14 protein-coding genes, 1 tRNA gene and 1 pseudogene are annotated in these 16871 nt (G+C 59.7%); 10 read left to right on the top strand and 6 right to left on the bottom strand.

Annotated elements, in window-relative coordinates:
• Positions 1-13: 13 nt before the first annotated feature.
• A tRNA-Lys gene (locus CH251_RS09620) sits at positions 14-87 on the top strand.
• Positions 88-773: 686 nt separating this feature from the next.
• On the opposite strand, the pseudogene CH251_RS09615 reads toward CH251_RS09620, so the two are convergent.
• A pseudogene (locus tag CH251_RS09615) lies at positions 774-1128 on the bottom strand (DDE-type integrase/transposase/recombinase); the annotation flags it as partial.
• A gap of 274 nt (positions 1129-1402) precedes the next feature.
• Here CH251_RS09615 and CH251_RS09610 point away from each other — a divergent pair.
• Both CH251_RS09610 and CH251_RS27200 read left to right on the top strand, forming a co-directional pair.
• On the top strand, positions 1403-2287 hold the full coding sequence (locus CH251_RS09610; protein WP_143537955.1) for a hypothetical protein: 885 nt from the start codon (positions 1403-1405) through the stop codon (positions 2285-2287).
• A gap of 103 nt (positions 2288-2390) precedes the next feature.
• Complete coding sequence (locus CH251_RS27200; RefSeq protein WP_143537954.1) at positions 2391-3971, top strand: hypothetical protein; 1581 nt, start codon at positions 2391-2393, stop codon at positions 3969-3971.
• A 214-nt stretch (positions 3972-4185) separates the two neighbouring features.
• Here CH251_RS27200 and CH251_RS27195 read toward each other — a convergent pair whose 3' ends face one another.
• Entirely contained in the window at positions 4186-5460 is a 1275-nt protein-coding gene (locus CH251_RS27195; protein WP_143537953.1) for a pentapeptide repeat-containing protein, read from the bottom strand.
• Positions 5461-7193: 1733 nt separating this feature from the next.
• Between CH251_RS27195 and CH251_RS09595 the strand changes: the two genes are divergently transcribed.
• From CH251_RS09595 to CH251_RS09570, 6 genes are all read left to right on the top strand, one after another.
• On the top strand, positions 7194-7685 hold the full coding sequence (locus CH251_RS09595; protein WP_094612882.1) for a TIR domain-containing protein: 492 nt from the start codon (positions 7194-7196) through the stop codon (positions 7683-7685).
• Positions 7652-8626 (top strand): HIT family protein, encoded by a 975-nt coding sequence (locus CH251_RS09590; RefSeq protein WP_094612881.1) that lies wholly within the window; start codon positions 7652-7654, stop codon positions 8624-8626. The genes CH251_RS09595 and CH251_RS09590 overlap by 34 nt, the downstream gene beginning before the upstream one ends.
• A 782-nt stretch (positions 8627-9408) precedes the next feature.
• Complete coding sequence (locus tag CH251_RS09585; protein WP_094612979.1) at positions 9409-10590, top strand: alpha/beta fold hydrolase; 1182 nt, start codon at positions 9409-9411, stop codon at positions 10588-10590.
• 342 nt (positions 10591-10932) lie between these two features.
• Positions 10933-11103: a hypothetical protein gene (locus tag CH251_RS27440; RefSeq protein ID WP_179273722.1), complete on the top strand. Its 171-nt coding sequence runs from the start codon at positions 10933-10935 to the stop codon at positions 11101-11103.
• An 84-nt stretch (positions 11104-11187) separates the two neighbouring features.
• A complete protein-coding gene (locus CH251_RS09575) occupies positions 11188-12216 on the top strand; it encodes an LLM class flavin-dependent oxidoreductase (RefSeq protein ID WP_094612879.1) in 1029 nt (342 codons plus the stop codon).
• 115 nt (positions 12217-12331) lie between these two features.
• Positions 12332-13225: a universal stress protein gene (locus CH251_RS09570; protein ID WP_094612878.1), complete on the top strand. Its 894-nt coding sequence runs from the start codon at positions 12332-12334 to the stop codon at positions 13223-13225.
• A 9-nt stretch (positions 13226-13234) separates the two neighbouring features.
• Here CH251_RS09570 and CH251_RS09565 read toward each other — a convergent pair whose 3' ends face one another.
• Positions 13235-13942, bottom strand: coding sequence for an enoyl-CoA hydratase-related protein (locus CH251_RS09565; protein WP_179273733.1), 708 nt, complete (start codon positions 13940-13942; stop codon positions 13235-13237).
• Positions 13943-14058: 116 nt separating this feature from the next.
• Here CH251_RS09565 and CH251_RS09560 point away from each other — a divergent pair, with 116 nt between their 5' ends.
• Positions 14059-14328, top strand: coding sequence for a Rho termination factor N-terminal domain-containing protein (locus CH251_RS09560; RefSeq protein ID WP_032394647.1), 270 nt, complete (start codon positions 14059-14061; stop codon positions 14326-14328).
• 1 nt (position 14329) lies between these two features.
• Here the strand turns inward: CH251_RS09560 and CH251_RS09555 are convergent, their stop codons facing one another.
• Genes CH251_RS09555 through CH251_RS09545 form a run of 3 tightly spaced genes read right to left on the bottom strand, consistent with a single transcriptional unit; the run spans position 14330 to position 16856 of the window.
• Positions 14330-14818 (bottom strand): SRPBCC domain-containing protein, encoded by a 489-nt coding sequence (locus CH251_RS09555; RefSeq protein WP_094612877.1) that lies wholly within the window; start codon positions 14816-14818, stop codon positions 14330-14332.
• A gap of 7 nt (positions 14819-14825) precedes the next feature.
• Positions 14826-15875: a helix-turn-helix domain-containing protein gene (locus tag CH251_RS09550; protein ID WP_256978924.1), complete on the bottom strand. Its 1050-nt coding sequence runs from the start codon at positions 15873-15875 to the stop codon at positions 14826-14828.
• A 9-nt stretch (positions 15876-15884) separates the two neighbouring features.
• Positions 15885-16856: an alpha/beta hydrolase gene (locus CH251_RS09545; RefSeq protein ID WP_094612875.1), complete on the bottom strand. Its 972-nt coding sequence runs from the start codon at positions 16854-16856 to the stop codon at positions 15885-15887.
• Between the last annotated feature and the right edge of the window lie 15 nt (positions 16857-16871).

Raw genomic sequence — 16871 nt, 5'->3', positions numbered from 1 at the left:
GCGGTGCGGATCGGCGCCATTAGCTCAGTTGGTTAGAGCAGCTGACTCTTAATCAGCGGGTCCGGGGTTCGAATCCCTGATGGCGCACAACGAGTGCCCCTGAACAGCGTATTCGCTGGTCGGGGGCACTTTTTGTTGTCCGGGTACGTGTAGGCGATCGCAAGCTTCGCGAAAATCGACAACTCCCTGACCTGCGGGTTTCAAGCGGCGGAGGGCGTTTCGGAGACTTGACTCCCAATCGCTTTTACTGGGAGTCAAGTCTCGGTAGCCACGCCGGTGACCTGCGAGTTGTGTCCGGAGCCGCACCGCCGGGTAGCTGATGGACGCCTATGGACGCTCCGGTCATCACTTACTCATCTTTTTCAGCCCTGACAATCCCAAGCGGCCAGTTTCCGTCGGTATCCGCTGCAATCGCGGCAATCGCGTGAGCCGATCCAAATCATGGTCGCGTTGCAGATGCCTCGGGGCGCAATCTAGCTCGGTCTGGTATCGCGGAATGACCGACCGGAAGGTCAATCACTCGGTGACCCGCTTGATGTTCTGGACGCGTTGTTGGCCGCCGCGGGTGAGTATCCCGGTGTCTGGGTGTGGGCGCGACTCGGCAATGAACCTCGTGCATGTAAAGCAATGCGAACCGCAACGCATCAAAGGCTGGTTCTATCTACCCGAGGCGAGCGATGACCATGTATCAGGCATATTGACGGCAGCCGGACGTCGGCGCGACGCTTGAGCCGATCGGAGGGTCCTCGCTTCGACCGCAGTACAAGTTGATAGCGGAACGTATGAAAGAACTTTCGAGAACGAAACTGCCTACCTCGGTCGGAGTGGAAAATGGTGCCGGTTGCCCCCGCGTTGTTCAACGCGGACACGGCCAGTGACGCTTTCATCCGGGAGTCGATCGAGTAGCCGACGATCCTGTTCGACCACACGTCCTTGATCGCGCAGAGACGAAGTTTGCCCTCGTCAGTGCGGTGTTCGGTGATGTCCGTCAACCACAGCTCGTCCGCGGCCTGTGCGGTGAACTGCCGGTGCACGAGATCATCGTGGACCCGGCGGTCCCGCTTTTTGGTTCAGGCCGCGCTTCCCTGGAGAAACAGGAGTAGATGCGTTGTTTGACCACAACCGCGCGTCCCAGCGCTGTATTCGGTGGTGGGGCGCGGGGCGGCGACAAGCCTTTAACGCTTAGCCTGGGGCGGTCCCCGCCCTATATTATCCGAAGTGATGCCAAGCTGAGAAGTTGGACTCGCGCAGGGCGCATCCAGCCGTCGAAGGCACAGTAGCTTTAGGCACCGACGGAATAGCGCAAGCTCTGCTGCCGGGACTGCTGGCCCGACGAGGTGGCAACGACTGTGCGTACCTCTCAAGTAGGTTGTTGGGATGATTGCATCAAGAATGGATTGAAATGAAAAAAGGGCTGAGGCGCTCAGTTGTCGAGCGCGAAAAAGATCCTGTGCCAACAGTCTTGACGATCTGCGGATCGGTGATTAGCTGCGCGGCGTTTGTCGGCGGTGTCGCACTAGCCACCGAGAGTTTCTTGGTGAGCATCCTTGCGAGCCTCACGATCGCGGGACCAGCGTTAATAATCTCCAATATCTTGGTTCGAAATTTTCAGGATCAACGGACAGACAGTCGACTCGTGCCCATGATCGTCATTGCAGCTCATCTTCTGGCGGAAGCGGTCGAGACCGCTTCCGACGCAGCGCGGTTGATAGGGGACGCAAAAACGTTTAGCAAACCGTCTTTAGGCGAGATCCGAGGGGTGCCGGGCTTGCTCGGGCTGGTCCTGGTCGTCGCGTCGCTGAACGACGCCGAACGTCAACTACGCGCCGCGATCGAGGTGCCGAGAGTAGATAAACCCTCATCGCTGAAATTGGACGATCGAAAGTTGGTATTTCCAGCCTTTTCGGTAATCTCAAAACTAATTGAGCAGGCGGACCGCGGGTTTGCTATGCCGTGGGCGGTAGTCAGCTCATCGATAGCCCAAAACTGGGCCGATCAATGCGGAGTTGATTTCGTGTACGGCATGCACCTCGGCGACAATTGTCTAGTCGAACGGAGGGTAGGGGTTCCGGTTATTGTGCAATGGTCAGAGTTCGCGATCGCCAGCGAGACGACAGGTGTTGGGTCGATCAGCTATCTACGGTGTGTCGAAGATTGCCTACGACACGCGAAGGCGGTGGCGGCTGCGATCTTGAAAGACGGCCCTAGCCGTTTGACGGTCCAGGCAAGCAAGGCTCTCTCGGGTGATCAAGCTGCGTTACTTCAGGATATTCTAAAGAATGATTGAGTATTGTCTACGTCGAACGTAACCATCTTCTTCTGCATAATCGAGTTTGAAAATCGACGCAACATTTTCTCGCAGTCTATGCCGTTGATGGTAGAATTAGGATGTGAAAACTGACGATTCGGAACCGGCATTAGAAGATCCTGGCCCGTCGTTCAAAGTCTGGTCATGGTTTATTCCGCTTGAGGATCCACTGGACATACCTGCAGGGTCCGTTTCGATGTTCAGTGAGGCGCGGAGCTCCATGGACTCAGGGCGACGGGTGTATTCGCACCCTCAGTTCGCTGCCAATAAATTCGTCATTTCCTTGAAGGTCTGGCACCAAGTATCGGATTCCTTCGCAGAAAAACTACGGAGTAGGGCCGCATTTGACGCTTGCAATTTGGCGTTTCCGAGATACTTTCAAGAAAGCAAAGAGGGTGGCGACTTAGATCCACCTTTTGATTTTCACTTGGTCACTACTGTCATAGAAGCAAGCTGTTCTATCTACGAGATCGAAGTAACTGATGACGATGTTTCGCATCTATTATCTCAGGCAATTGACCGGATTCGGGATTTGCAAAGGGCGAACTCCTACGTGTCTGGTCAGCCCAAACGACTGATTTCCTTCGAGACGCTACCGATTAACATTCCGCTTGCAACTGGAACGGTGTCGATGGATGGATTTGTCGCAAATGGAGGTGTTAGCATTTACAGCATTTTCGACAATATCTCTCAAATCCCAACGCGCATAGACCTAGACCAAATGCAGATGAGCACTATGCATTCATTCTTGCAGAGAAGAGATGGCTTCATGGCTGGGTACCTAGCTTCTGCCAATGAGGCTTCGGTTGCCGCCAAATTCCGGGGCGACAATCGTGCTGCCGTGTTGTCAACGGCCACCGGTTGTGAAATATTTCTTGATGATCTTTTAAAACACATTCTTTGGGAAGTCGGTAGAAGGCCAGAAGAATGTGTACAAATGTCCGTGGAAAATAATACAGTCACCACAGTCCAGTATCGAACGCGCCGATACATGGGCGAGCTAGTCGGGGGTAATTGGAATCCAGATAGTCAACCCGCGTTAAGGCGGTGGATTCTAAAGGTAGCGCACATTCGGAATCGAACGATCCACGTTGGACATCAACCCAGCAGGATTGAAGTGCAAGAGGCAAAAAAATCTGCTGCAGATTTGGAACAGTATGCATTTGATGCGATACGAAAAAAGGTGCATCGACTTCCTCGGACATGTTTACTGCTGATTGGGGAGAATGCAATGTGCGAGGAAAGGCTTCTCACTAGGGCTGTGAGGAATATCTTGAAATCGGAAGATCCTGCAGATTGGGTAGCGAAATTCATTCGCTGGAGGCTGTGTCTTGAGCGTGCGATCGAACGTCAATTCGATTCGATCACCGGCGATGTTTCGAAAGCATTTGTGGTTGCAGTGATTGTTAGCAAGAGTGCGTTCGATATTGTGCTGCACGACCGGGAGTCCGGTCTAGCTGCGAGGGCTCAGCCGGTAGAGGATTTGCCTTCTGGGCTACGCCAAAGAATTGTAGATGTGATGCAAGTGGTATCGGAGGAGATGTTGCCGGTTTCCATTGCATTCCAAGAACCCATCAGTGCCACTCCGTTGGAAGAATGGGTTCCAGAACACCGTCGGCTTCCGCTGTGCGAGGTTATGGTCGACGGTACCGACTTCTACTAAGAAAACCATCTTTCGTGCCGCTCGCGGTTCGGCCGTCGAACCCAAAACCGGGTCTGGACCTCGTTATCGGCCTTGAGGTGGACTGGATCCGACCGCCTGTCTGACGATGCCCACCGCCTTTGTGCCGATCTGCACGCTGTACTCGTCGGCATACCCTACCTCCGCTTCTTCGGGGGGGGGATTGCGAGACGGGCCGCACCAAGGCGCGAAGAGGTTACTCCGGAGGTAAGTCGATCGCACCTTGCAGGCGCAGTGTACGGCAGTCTGGCACTGCATTTGTCAGATTTGTGCCGAGGAAGCTTACGCCTGTGAGAATGGCATCTCTAAGAATCGCGCCACTCAAATCTGCAGATGCGAAGGTAGCCTCGGTAAGATCTGAACCTGTAAAATTCACTCCTGAAATACGTGAATTTTTCAAATCCAGGCCAGCAAGTGCTGCTCCTGACAGATCGACTTTTAACTCAGGCGGCGCGCCCTGAAATGCACCCGCTAGATGGTCCTGAATTTGCTTTATCATGGTTGCAAAGGATCCAGTCTTGGGAGGGTTTGCCATTGAACTAAGTGCTTCGAGTGCGGCGCGGCGTACATCGCGTTCGACGCCGGAGGCACGCCGGGATCCTTTGTCGGAACTAGAAACACTATTAGTATCGGTTTGGGGTGACGTGCGTAAGTATGAACATAGCAAGTCGGCGCAGCTCTGTACGTGGACATATTGCCTTCTTAGTCTCCAATCTGTGGCAATTCCCGTGATGGCGTAAACTGCTCCAAGGCGTATGGGGAGTTTGGAATCTGCGAGTTGTCCCACTGCTTTTGAGAATCGATCGTGTAAGGCCGAAATTTCGAGGGCTCGTTGTTTAGCGTTTTCCAGTTCGACGTGCTTCGACTGCTTCTCTCGTTCATGTTGCAGATCTTCGCGGGCCTGCTGCAGCGTATCGGTATGCTTTATCCTGTCGAGCTCAAGTGCCGACTCGACTGCATGTTGTTTTCGGTAGTTGACCAATAGTAGCGCCACTGCACCCAGAGCTCCCAGGCCGAAGGCGGAGGACCTAGCAACATCTAGTAGTTCTCCGCTGGATATCGATGAAATTGAATCACCAGGCGGGGTTAGAAGTTCAATCTGAACGTAGACTAAGGCTGTAAGTAGCAAGATTGCGGAAATTACACCGAGTATCACCAGCGCCAATAATGGGGTTGCGCTTTGGGTATCTCTCTTGCCGTGCGAATGACGGTTCTTGAGATAATATTTAGTTGTAAGAAAACCGGCGACAGCAGCGGCTGCGACCAGTAGTACTCCGAAGAATTGCCAACCTTCCCACCAAAGATTTGTTCCGTCTGGTGTGAAAACTTCGGCGCTGATCCACCAAATTGCAGCAACGGTCGCTGCGAATAGGGCAGCGATGAAATTTGCAAAGAAGTTAGTCTGAGCCCCTTTCTTTATTTCGGTGGCTGATCCGTCTCCGTTAATAGTTGTATCATTTTTAGACGTCAATGTAACTCCAGATAGAGAGAATTATAAAATTAATTTACTACTGGTCTCGTATGTTTATATCAAATCTATTCCAATCAATCTGTAGGGTGTTCTATCGAACTATAGCTGCTCTCGTCAACGATTTCCAAGATCCAAATCGTGCCAGGGTCCGTACATGACGCTCTGAGGCCCATCTCGGTGAACAATTGGTTTGATGCGCCGCTGGCGAGCTGTTCGGGCAAACGAACTACAGCGACTGGTGTAACGGCGAATCCTCTACGGGGCATTAGAAACTTCCGATCAGAAGCGAATCGACACGTGGTAAAAAGGTCGATCGGGGCAGCTGGGTTGGCTGTTCAACGATGGATCGATGAGTGGGTTCCGTGTGCCTGGTCATACTGAAGCCTTAGCATTACCTTTAGCAGCGTGTACTACGCAAGGCGTTGCCCTACAGGGAGCGAATACGGAGTATCAACACTGAAACTACCCGCTGTCGCGTTGTCGGTGGCTCGGTTGAGTAGACGCCGTGAACTCTGGTGTTGGCGCTGGAGGGTTTGGTGGGCTGACAAGCCGAGGATGTGGGCTCGTTCGCGTGTGGTTCAGCCGAAGCAGGGGGCTGTCGCGCGTGTTGAGGAGGTGTCCGGAAGACTCCCTTTCCTGCACCGTCGTGAGTCTGGTCGAGACGGGATGCTGCTGGTGAGATCGCAGTGTGTCGGCAAAGGTGACGAGCTGCACGTCCGGGTGGCACTACGTGCATTGGTGCAAAACTCAGCGGTACGTGGTTCCATACCTGCTGAAATTGGTGTGCAACGTATTCCGAGCTGTTCTCGATGTGCCGGATAAAAACTGATCCACTCCGAAGACTCTCACGGTGCCCGACAGTTGGTACGCATTGGCAACCGTGTTGGAGACTTCCGCCCATGCGAGAAGGACCATGCCGACAGGTATTAGGTCTGCCCACAGCGACGCCCGCTTTCTGAACCGTTTCGCGTCTGCATCGCCGAGCAGGTTGCGGCGAACCCCGTTTGCGCCGACTGGCACATGCCGATCGTCTCTCATCCCGATGCGGGCATCTAGGATTGCGCTGTGACGCGCAAGGGTTCAACTCATCTGTGACGGATCGTCAGAGAGACGTCCGTGACGCGTCAGGTTTCGACCCTCGGCCCGGTGTCGGCAAGGAGAATCGTTCGGCGATAAATTGGGCGAAGCTTTTTCGACCGACTCGGTCCTCGTCGACTAAGGATTTGGAGCTGTCAGTGTGAGCGCTCGAAACGGTCATGACGGGAAATGGAACCACACAGCCTGGTATTTACATCTGACCGACGTCCCTCATCGAGGCCGTCCGCACATTCGAAGGCGTCGTCGTGCAGCCACCGAGCCGCATGCCGGCGCGTTCTTCCGAGCCGGCGTATAAAACCCGCCCCCGATCCCTGCGCCGAACAGTCTGTTCGATGGTTCGGTGTCGTAGATCAGTGGGCACTTGGTAGGTGGCAGACCTGAGTGCAGATTAGTCTGCGACGGTCGAGGGTCGACTACTTCGGAAAGGTCGGCTCCAGACGTCACGTTGAATCCCGATTTTCGCGCCACATATAGGCCGATTCCGACAAAAGTGTCTACGTGAAGTGAGACATGACAGCAGGGACGTCATTTCGACGGGCGCTCACGTGTTTGTGGAGTGGGCGTGGCCATACTGTCGGTGATGCGTGGCACCATCGTGGACATCGACCCGGCCGAAACAATCAGGAGTAACCGACATGGCCAAGAAAGTCTTCCTAAGCTTCCATTACGACGGCGACGTGATGCGCTGCCAGCGGATCCGGAACATTGGCGCTATTGAGGAGGATCGCGAGGAGGTCAGCGCTCAGAAGTGGGAGACCATCAAGGCAGACGGTGATCAGGCGATTAAGAACTGGATCGCGAAGGAGATGGCGGGTAAAGACGCTGTCGTCGTGCTCGTCGGCGGCGAGACAGCTTCGCGCAAGTGGGTCAAGCACGAGATTGAAAAGGCGTGGAAGGACAAGGTGCCGCTGGTCGGCATCCGTGTCCACGGCATGCTCGATCTAAACGGCGACAAGGGCTCGTACGGCGAAGATCCTTTCAGTAAAGTCTTCGACACCGACGGCAAGCCGCTGAGCACGTACATCATGCTGCACAACCCCTGCGGACCAGACAGTAAGGCCGTCTATGCGAGCATTCGGGACAATTTCGAGTCGTGGGTCGGCGACGCCGTGAAGCGTTCCTGGTGAGCTCAACCAGGCAGTCCGGCTGCGCCTTCTGCGACATTGTCGCGGGTGATGACTTGGCGGCTCGCATTGTGGCCAGGGGCCACGGTGTCACCGTCTTCCTACCGGACCATCCGGCAACGCGAGGGCACGTGCTGTTAGTCCCTGATGAACACGTTGCCGACGTCTGGGGGCTGTCCCAGGGTGCGGCACGCACATTGGCCTCGGAGGTTCTTCGCGTGGCCGGCGCTGCGCGCGATGCGTTGCAGCCAGACGGGCTCAACGTGATTCAGTCGAATGGCGCTGCGGCCACCCAGTCCATCGACCATGTCCATGTGCATGTCGTGCCTCGCTGGACAGCTGACGACATGGGCGAGATCTGGCCATCTCCGGACCCGTCCTGGTCTCCAGCGCAACTCGATGCAATGCAGGGTGATCTTAGGGTCGCTGTTGAAGCTTCGAAGCCCAACGGCTACGACATGACGAACGAACAGGATCGGGAGGACCGACGCAAGCACCTTGATCTCATTTCGGGTGCCATCGGCCGGATGGCGGGATCTTCATCTGCGGCCAAGGGCTGGTCGATCACGCTAGCTGGCGCGGCGTTCGGTGTCGCTTTGGTTCGTCACAGTTGGCCGCTCATCGCCCTCGGCATCGTAATACTCGCTGCTTTTGCTGCCCTTGATGTCAGGTATCTCGGCAACGAGCGTCGCGCGCGCAGTGTCTACGACCAGGTTGCCGACGACAACTCTGTGGTTCCGCTGTCGCTCAAGGGGTTGGCCAATACGTCTGGATCCTCTTCGACTTGGCAGCCGAGCTGGTACACAACCTGGTCAATCCTCTACTTCTATGGTCCACTCGCCCTGGTCGGCGGCGCTCTCCTGGTTCTTGCGTTGCTCGCAGGTCCAGCCGAGGAGTCGGGCACCTCAAGTCCATGCGGAGAAACCTCCAGCCAGCAGCGGTAACCGGGGGGCATCCTGTCAAACCTCTTATTCGGGTCAGGTAGGCGTTGGTGCGAGGGGTATGTGTTGCACTAAGAGCTGGGCCGACGGGCTGGGATACGTGCCCGGGTTCGGTGGCGAGTTCGATTTTCAGTCCACCTTTCCCTCGGCTGACATGGTCCGCGCACAAGGCCGCGATCTTGACCATCGGCTAGTCACTTCGCGAGGAGTGTCGACAGCGATCCGGCATACCTTCTTGGCCGTGATATTTCGTGAACGTCGGTCATCGGCATTGGTGGCTACGGATCCCAGTCCCACTGCACGGGCAAGTTCCCCTCGCTCCGGCGTGTCCGCATCGTATCCTTGTCCCGATGCTGGGTTCCAAGCATTCGAGGGAGCTCATCACTTTGCACGGTGGTGGAGTCGAGTGTCCATGGCGGCCCGTTTCGACGATGGGGGACTATGCGGGACGTCGATGGACTGGGAGCAGGTCGGCGGAGGTCATCTTTTACTCATCACTTTGGGGCGCACCCGGGTGGATTCACGCGGACACTGATGGTCATTCGATTCGCCGAACACCCAGCTCAACGGGCCGGTGATGGACGCGAGTGCATCCACGTGAATTGTTATCTTTCGTACAGCGGGTCCGGGGTTCGAATCCCTGATGGCGCACAACGAATGCCCTTGCCAGTGGAAACACCGGCAAGGGCATTTTTTGCAGTGGTACTCCGACCACGACGTCGGTGTTGCACATCCACGGACACAGACTGCGGATCCTCGTTCCGGGCCGCATACTTGCTCGCGAGATGAAACTCCCACGGGTCACCTTCGCTTCGTTCGCCCTTGCCGGGGCGCTCGTCACGTCGGCCGCACCCGTCTCGGCGGCTCCCGTCGCTGCCGACTTCTACGGTGCTCCCGTCGCGGACCTGGAGGCATACGCCCCCGGGTCCATCGTGCGCCGAGAACCCGTGCCGCAACTCGACGTTCTGGGATCGCACACCGAGCGCATCCTGTACCGATCGGCCGATCCTCGTGATCGTGCGGTGGCGGTGTCGGGGCTGCTGGTCACACCGATCCGTGCGTGGCCAGGCCTCGGACCGCGGCCCGTGATCGCTTACGCGCCAGGCAGTTACGGGGTGGCCGACCGCTGCTCGGGTTCGTCCCAGCAAGGACTGGCAACCACGATGCCGGCATTGCTGCCACTACTGGCCCAGGGGTACCAGGTGGTCACGACGGACTATCAAGGGCTGGGAACCCCTGGCGAATACGAGTTTCTGGGGCGGACCGCCAGTGCCCGTGCCGTGCTGGACGCGGCACGGGCGGCGGCACGGGAGACCGACGCGCCCGTCGTGCTCTACGGATACTCGGCGGGCGGCGTCGCGTCGGCCGCTGCCGCAGAGCTCGCGTCCACCTACGCGCCCGACCTGTCCGTGGTCGGGGCCTTCGTCGGTGCCGCGCCGGCCGATCCGGTGGTCCGCGTCGACGGCCAGGACGGCTCCGCATGGGCCGCGACGATGCTGTACACGATCGACGGTCTGATCGGCGCGCACCCCGAGCGGGCCGACCGGATCCGCGCGCTCTTCAACGATCGCGGACGGGCGGCTCTCGATGCGGCACAGGACTTCTGCACGACCGACGCACTCGCGTACGGATCACTGCGGTCCGAGGACCTGACTGCCGATGGCTCGTCCCTGAGCACACTCATGACCGGGCCCGTGCTGGGTCCTCTTGCGGAGGAGAACACCATCGGGTTCACCGCGCCCATCGCACCCGTGATGATCGTGCACGGCGTCCACGACACCTCCGTCGAGATCGAGCAGAGCCGGCTCCTCGAGCAGCGTTGGCGTGCTGCAGGTGCCGTGGACATCACCGTCCGCGAGTTCGATTTCGGAACCGAGCTCGTTCCCGAGATCGACCACACGGCCACGAATGTCGCTGCCTACCCCGAGGTGGTCGGGTGGATGGATCGACTTGTCGCACGGGCGTGACTCCATGCGCAGCAGCTGAGTAGTGACATAGATCACCCGCGACCGATGTGCGTTTGCTCCTCCTCGATTCGACTCACAATGCGCAGCCAACAGGTACATCGTCGTACCGAAAGCCCTGCTGCATCAGAGAAAGGATCAGGCCGATATGAACAGCACTGAGAATGGGGTCACCGCATGAGTAGCCGCAGGAGCATTTCCAGCCGACTCTTCGAGGGTCTGGGCCGCATCACGTGGGGTTACGGAAAGCGGAAACTCGACGAACGGCGCGCACGCAAGCGCGGACAGCGATAAGCCGAACGGTGGGTGTCCGATTTCGGCACCCTCGATCGGTACCGTGCAAGGATGGACGGATTCGAGGTAGGCGACGGAGTCACACCGGTGAGCGGGCCCATGACAGGTATGTATGGAACCGTGGTCTGGTTCTACGAGGAGAAGCAGCAGTTGCTGGTTCGTTTCGGTGCGTCTCAGCAGATGTACTACGCGGCGGACGAGCTGAAACGATGGGGAGAGTAGTCGCTCGCTCGGCCCCCCCATCGGAATAATTGAATCTTCACCGATGCTGATGGAATCGACCAACCCGAATCGAAAGGTCCCACCATGCACCTGGGCGTAGACAGCTTCGTCTCTTCCGTGACCGATCCGACCGACGGCCGGGTGATCGCTCCCGAGGAGCGAATGGGTCACCTGCTGGAAGAGATCGCCCTCGCGGATCAGGTCGGGCTCTACTCGTTCGGAATCGGCGAGCATCACCGCAGCGAGTACTACGACTCGGCTCCGTCGATCATTCTCGCCGCGGCAGCCGCGCGTACCGAGAACATCCGACTCGGCAGCGCAGTCAAGGTGCTCAGCGCAGACGATCCGGTACGGGTGTTCCAGGAGTTCGCCACCCTCGATCTGATCTCCAAGGGACGCATCGATCTGGTCGTGGGACGCGGGTCCTTCACCGAGTCGTTCCCGCTGTTCGGCCTCGACCTGGCCGATTACGACTCGCTCTTCGCCGAGAAGCTCGACCTCCTGCTGCAGATCCGGGACAACGTCGAGGTCACCTGGTCCGGTCGGCACCGCCCGGCACTGAACCGTCAGGGCATCTACCCACGTCCGCTGCAGGATCCGTTGCCGATCTGGGTCGGCGTCGGTGGAACACCCGAATCCTTCGCTCGCGCAGGGCTTCTGGGGCTCCCTCTGATGATTGCCATCATCGGCGGAGAACCACGACAGTTCGCCCCGCTCGTCGATCTGTACCGTCGCGCGGGAGCGCAGGCGGGCCATCCGCCGGAGCAGCTGAAGGTGGGCCTGCACGTGTTCGGCTTCGTCGCCGAGACCACGACGGCCGCTGCAGACACCATCTACCCCGGCTGGAACGAGATGTTCACCAAGATCTCTCGGGAGCGTGGATTCGCCCGGCCCAGCCGGCAGCAGTTCGACGCCACCTCCGGTCCCAACGGTGCGTTCTTCATGGGAGATCCGAAGACGGTGGCCGACAAGATCCTGCGAGTGAGTGAACAACTGGGCGGTGTGGACCGGCTGTCGTTGCAGATGACCAACCCGCGGCTGGCGCACAGCGACCTGCTGCGCGGCATCGAGCTACTCGGCACCGAAGTGGCACCCCTGGTTGCTCGGGCATAGCCGTTCCGACCCGAAATACCCGTCACACCGGTGGCCAAATGCCCTAGTGGCGCGTCGATGCGGTCAGCGATCGTAGGAGACGACGTAGAAACCGTCTTCGGCCAACGGAGGAACGATGGACCACACGATCGCGGCAACCACATTCGACGGACCGCTCGCGGTCGTGGTCGACGGCTCGCCTACGGACAAGGGGGTGGCCGAATGGGCAGCGCATTTTGCTGGGGCGGCATCGACACCGGTGCACCTCGTCCACGGCGCACCGAAAGACGAGTGGAGTGCGGCTGTCGCCGCCGAGCTGAACCCCACCGACTTTCCGACGCGGCTGCGGCAGGAGAGTGAAGGCGTACTCGCCCGCGCCGTCGACGTAGTGCACGGAGTCGATCCCCAGGTGACGGTGGAATCGGAGGTATCCGAGCTGTCGGCAGCACGTATGGCGAAGGCACTCTCCGCGGATGCGGCGATGCTCGTCGTGGGCGCGTGCGAGTCGGGTCCTGTGCGCGACATCGTCTTCGGGTACTCGACGACGGCAATCGTCAACGCCGCGACCTGCCCGGTGCTGGTCTGGCACGAGCGTGGCGACCACGGATCCGAGCCGGGGCCGGTAGCGGTGGGGGTCGATGGATCCGAGCCGTCGAAGCGCGCACTGTCGGCGGCATTCGAGCTGGCGAGCATCCTGGGTGCAGAGCTGCTCGCCGTCCACGTCGGCGCTGTGCACGAAACCGACCAACTCGACTACGGCACCTCGGTCGACTGGCAGCACCTTCGTGAAGCGGAGCGAAAGTGGTTACAGGCCAACGTCGATACCTATGGGGACAAATATCCGTCGGTGCCGGTTCGGGCAGTGTCCGTCGGTGCTTCGGCGGCACACGAGCTTCGGTCGATCTCCGCCACGTCCCAGGTGTTGGTAGTGGGCAGCCGCGGCCGAAATCGTTTCACCGCAGCGATATTGGGATCGGTGAGCCAGAACTTGGTGCATCATGCCGAATGCCCGGTCCTGGTGGTGCACTGACAGCGACGCCTAGTTCGAGACCCATTCCATTTCGTCGACGCCTGCGACAGGTGTCAGCAGGGAACGGATCTCAGCGGCGTACATGGTGCGTTTGATCTCGCCCAGCACCTCACCGCGGGTGCCGGCCAACTCGGCTGCGCGGGCGATGGCGTCCTGGCGCAAATGCTCCTGCGTCGAGACCGCGTCGACCAGGCCGAGCGCCATCGCGTGGTCACCGCCGTACCGGCGGCCGGTCGTCAGAGCCTCGTGAAACGCATGTGGAGCCAACCTCGCTCGCACCATGTCGACGGTTCCCGGGCTGTACGTTGCGCCGATGTTCACACCGGGGAAGCAGAGAAATCCGCGATCGGATCGCATGATTCGGTAATCGTGCGCCATCACGAAGAACGCGGCACCACCGTACGTGTGTCCCTGCATAGCAGCGACGGTCTGCATCGGAAATGTCAGGAAGCGGACCAACATCTCCTGCACCGTCCCGATGAATCGGTTTATCTGGTCGAGGTTCTCGGCGCCCCACGACAGATCGACTCCCGTGGAGAAGAACTTCCCTGTGGCCGTCGTGACCAGCGCAGCAGGGCCGGATCCGGCCTCGACCTCGTCCAGAAGTGCGTTGATCTCGGCAACCCAGTTCGGGCTGATGCGGTTCTCGGTATCGTCCGTACCCCGACTACCGAGGTTGAGCACGAATACGTCATCGAACCGTTCCAGATATGGCATATCCCGAACGTACCCATTTTCTGTTGTTCTAGCTCACAACGCGGGGAAGCGCCCGTGTTTGCCCGAGGGCACAGCGGGTAGCTGTACGAGCACTATCGACGGAACGGAGGGCCGGCATGCCGACCAACGACGATCAACCACAGCTCAAAGACCAGGATCTGTACGAGAAACTGCGCGAGGACGGCAATTCCAAGGAGAAAGCCGCCCGCATCTCGAATGCCGCAGCGAAGAAGGGTCGAGACCAAGTCGGCAAGAAGGGCGGAGAATCCGGATCCTACGAGGACTGGACGGTCGATGAATTGACCGACCGGGCCAGGGAACTCGGCCTCGAAGGCTATTCGAAACTGAACAAGGAAGAGCTGATCGACGCGCTACGTAGTCACTGATTCACTGCGGGCGAAGCGATGCGTAGTACTCCTGCTGCGACGGGTAGTAGTCGTCGAAACTCGGCAGCGGGGTGCCCTCCCTGGATGCGATGAGCATGTCCAGGTAGTACTCCCAGCCTGGGCCGATGTCTCCCAGACCGTCGGTGCGCTCGCAACTGTGCACGAGAACGACGACAGTCGAGCCGTCTTTCTCGTCGAGGCGAACCTCGATCGGCCACTGCATGTCGTCGATCGTTCGCACGGCCAGCCGGCTCGGTGGCTCGCACGCTTCTATGGCCATATCCGATGCCGGCTGGCCCTCCTCGAACCGCATCACGACACGAACGGTGTTCTCCAAGATGCGTTCCCACGGCCCGAACCACAGTGCCGTTCGCGGCGATTCGGTGAGGCTGGCCCAGACGTCCTCGCGCGAAGCGGCAATCGTCCTGGTCAGTTCGAGAGCGAAGCCGGTGTCGGTGCTGCGCAGTGTGCCCGTGGGTGTCGGTTTCATCGAGTGATTATGCGACTCCGGTGTCGCTACCGTCGAGCACCAGCATCATTGCGGTCGCACGGGCGCGGTGCTCGACCGAATCGACCGGGTACCCCACCGCTTCGGAGACCTTCGCGAGTCGGTGCGCAACGCTGCTGTGGTGCAGATGCGTTCGGTCTGCGGTCGCCCGAAGACTTCCGGATCCCAGGTACGCGCGCAGCGTGCCCAGCAACTGCCGGCCGTGAGGCGTGGCGCTCAGTTCGTTCGCGCGCACCAGGTCGGGAACGTCGCTGATTGCCAACGTACTTCCCCTGTCCAGCAGGTTCAGTGCGCCGAGACGATCGGCGATCACGACAGGTAAGTGCTCACTTGCCTGCGCCAAGGCGAACCGAGCATTTCCGAGGTGTCGGTGGAGCTCGTCGGCGCGCAGGGCAAGGGACACACCCAGATGGCAGCGGCCGACCGACGGTCCGGGCGGTTCGTCCGTCAGCAGGTACAGGACGTGGTCGTCGACCGTGATCGGCACCGACCGACCGGCCGTCGGCCAGGCAGGCCCCGGCGGCGAGTCCGCGGCTGCCATGGCAACTCTCACTCGCGCGGCAGGTTCGATGTGCAGGGCGGTCAGCGAGCTGAGCAGAGCGATGTCGTCGACAGGAAACAACACTGCTCGGGTGTGTTCGGCAGCGGACGGAATGTGCCGCGGTACCAGAATGACGGATGCGGTCAGAGCCATTCGATCGACGAGCATGTCGTCGAGAGCGAGCGCGGGGCCTGCGCGCTCGATCCACACCGAGCCGATCACGACGTCGTCGACGACGACGTCCTTGATTGCCGTCCGCTCACCCGCAGCCTGAGTCAGCCAGCGGCCTTTCGGATCGCAGCGCGCATGCCGGCGGTGTCCGCCGGACGTGCCGACGACGTCTATTCCGACGACGCAGTCGGCCAGAGCAGCGCTGGCGCGCAGCATCGCCGTGGTGTCGGCACCGTGCCTGATCAGTGCGTCGAAATAGTCGATCACGCGCACCAGGCCCGCGGAGTCGGCGTCGAGCTCCGCGAGCCGGTACATCAGTCCTTGCATGAAGCGACGCTACGAGGCGGGTACGCGAAGGCGCAAGCCCCTACGCAGGGCGTCCAACGCCTCCGCGTGTCCGCGCTTGCTCACCTCTGCCGTCGCCAGTAGCGCGGATCCGTGGAAAGTGCCGGGGAACGAATGCAATTCGACGCTCACACCCGCCTGCAGCAACCGCACCGCGTAGTCGATTCCCTCGTCACGAAGCGGATCGAGCTCCATGGTCGAGACGTACGTCGGTGGTAGACCGGCGAGATCGGTGGCGCGGGCGGGAGCGGCGTAGATCGAGACGTTCGGGTCGTCCGGACCGCCGTACGAGTCGCCGAGGTAGTACTGCCACGACAGAATCGCGTTGGGCCGGTGCCACATCGGTGTGTCCACGAACTCGGTCATCGACACGGTGGTGAGGCGGTCGTCGAGTTCGGGAATCTCGAGCAATTGGAACGCCACCGGCACGACGCCTTCGTCGCGCGCCCGTAGAACCGTTCCTGCCGCCAGGCCTCCACCGGCGCTCTGGCCGCCCACCGCGATTCTGTCCGGGTCGATTCCCAATTCGTCCGCGTGCGAATGGATGTACGCCAGCGCCGCGTAGCAATCGTCGAGCGGCCCGGGAAACGGCGTCTCGGGGGCGAGCCGGTACTCGACGTTGGCCACTGCGAAACCGAGTTCACGGACGACATCCACGCAGTAGGGATCGCTGGAGGCGGCTGTCCCGATGGCGAATCCGCCTCCGTGGATCCACACCAGCACGGGCAACGGTCCGTCGGAGTGCTCCGGTGCGAAGAAGCGCACGGTGACGTCCGGCGCGCTTTGCGTCCCCGGAACGGTGATCTCGCGCAGTGAGACTCCGTCCATCGAGAGGTCGGCGAGCATGGCGTCGACAAGTGCGGTGAACGTCGATCGTGCGGCGGGGAGGTCACCGAAGTCGACACTCGGAAGCATCGTGACGGCAGCGGCGAGTTCGGGGTCGAGTGTGGGGAAATTGGTCATGAACCCATAGTCGGC

Origin of the sequence: Rhodococcus sp. 06-462-5 (assembly GCF_002258315.1) — a bacterium.
Taxonomy (GTDB): domain Bacteria; phylum Actinomycetota; class Actinomycetes; order Mycobacteriales; family Mycobacteriaceae; genus Rhodococcoides.
The sequence above is the reverse complement of the archived record's forward strand: the minus strand, read 5'-3'. Positions and strand labels throughout refer to the sequence as shown.

Bases quoted from the DNA above. Each gene is read 5' to 3' on its own strand.
- CH251_RS09610 (WP_143537955.1), top strand. From the start codon at position 1,403: ATGAAAAAAGGGCTGAGGCGCTCAGTTGTCGAGCGCGAAAAAGATCCT.
- CH251_RS09595 (WP_094612882.1), top strand. From the start codon at position 7,194: ATGGCCAAGAAAGTCTTCCTAAGCTTCCATTACGACGGCGACGTGATG.
- CH251_RS09585 (WP_094612979.1), top strand. From the start codon at position 9,409: ATGAAACTCCCACGGGTCACCTTCGCTTCGTTCGCCCTTGCCGGGGCG.
- CH251_RS27440 (WP_179273722.1), top strand. From the start codon at position 10,933: ATGGACGGATTCGAGGTAGGCGACGGAGTCACACCGGTGAGCGGGCCC.
- CH251_RS09575 (WP_094612879.1), top strand. From the start codon at position 11,188: ATGCACCTGGGCGTAGACAGCTTCGTCTCTTCCGTGACCGATCCGACC.
- CH251_RS09570 (WP_094612878.1), top strand. From the start codon at position 12,332: ATGGACCACACGATCGCGGCAACCACATTCGACGGACCGCTCGCGGTC.
- CH251_RS09565 (WP_179273733.1), bottom strand. From the start codon at position 13,942: ATGCCATATCTGGAACGGTTCGATGACGTATTCGTGCTCAACCTCGGT.
- CH251_RS09560 (WP_032394647.1), top strand. From the start codon at position 14,059: ATGCCGACCAACGACGATCAACCACAGCTCAAAGACCAGGATCTGTAC.
- CH251_RS09555 (WP_094612877.1), bottom strand. From the start codon at position 14,818: ATGAAACCGACACCCACGGGCACACTGCGCAGCACCGACACCGGCTTC.
- CH251_RS09550 (WP_256978924.1), bottom strand. From the start codon at position 15,875: ATGCAAGGACTGATGTACCGGCTCGCGGAGCTCGACGCCGACTCCGCG.
- CH251_RS09545 (WP_094612875.1), bottom strand. From the start codon at position 16,856: ATGACCAATTTCCCCACACTCGACCCCGAACTCGCCGCTGCCGTCACG.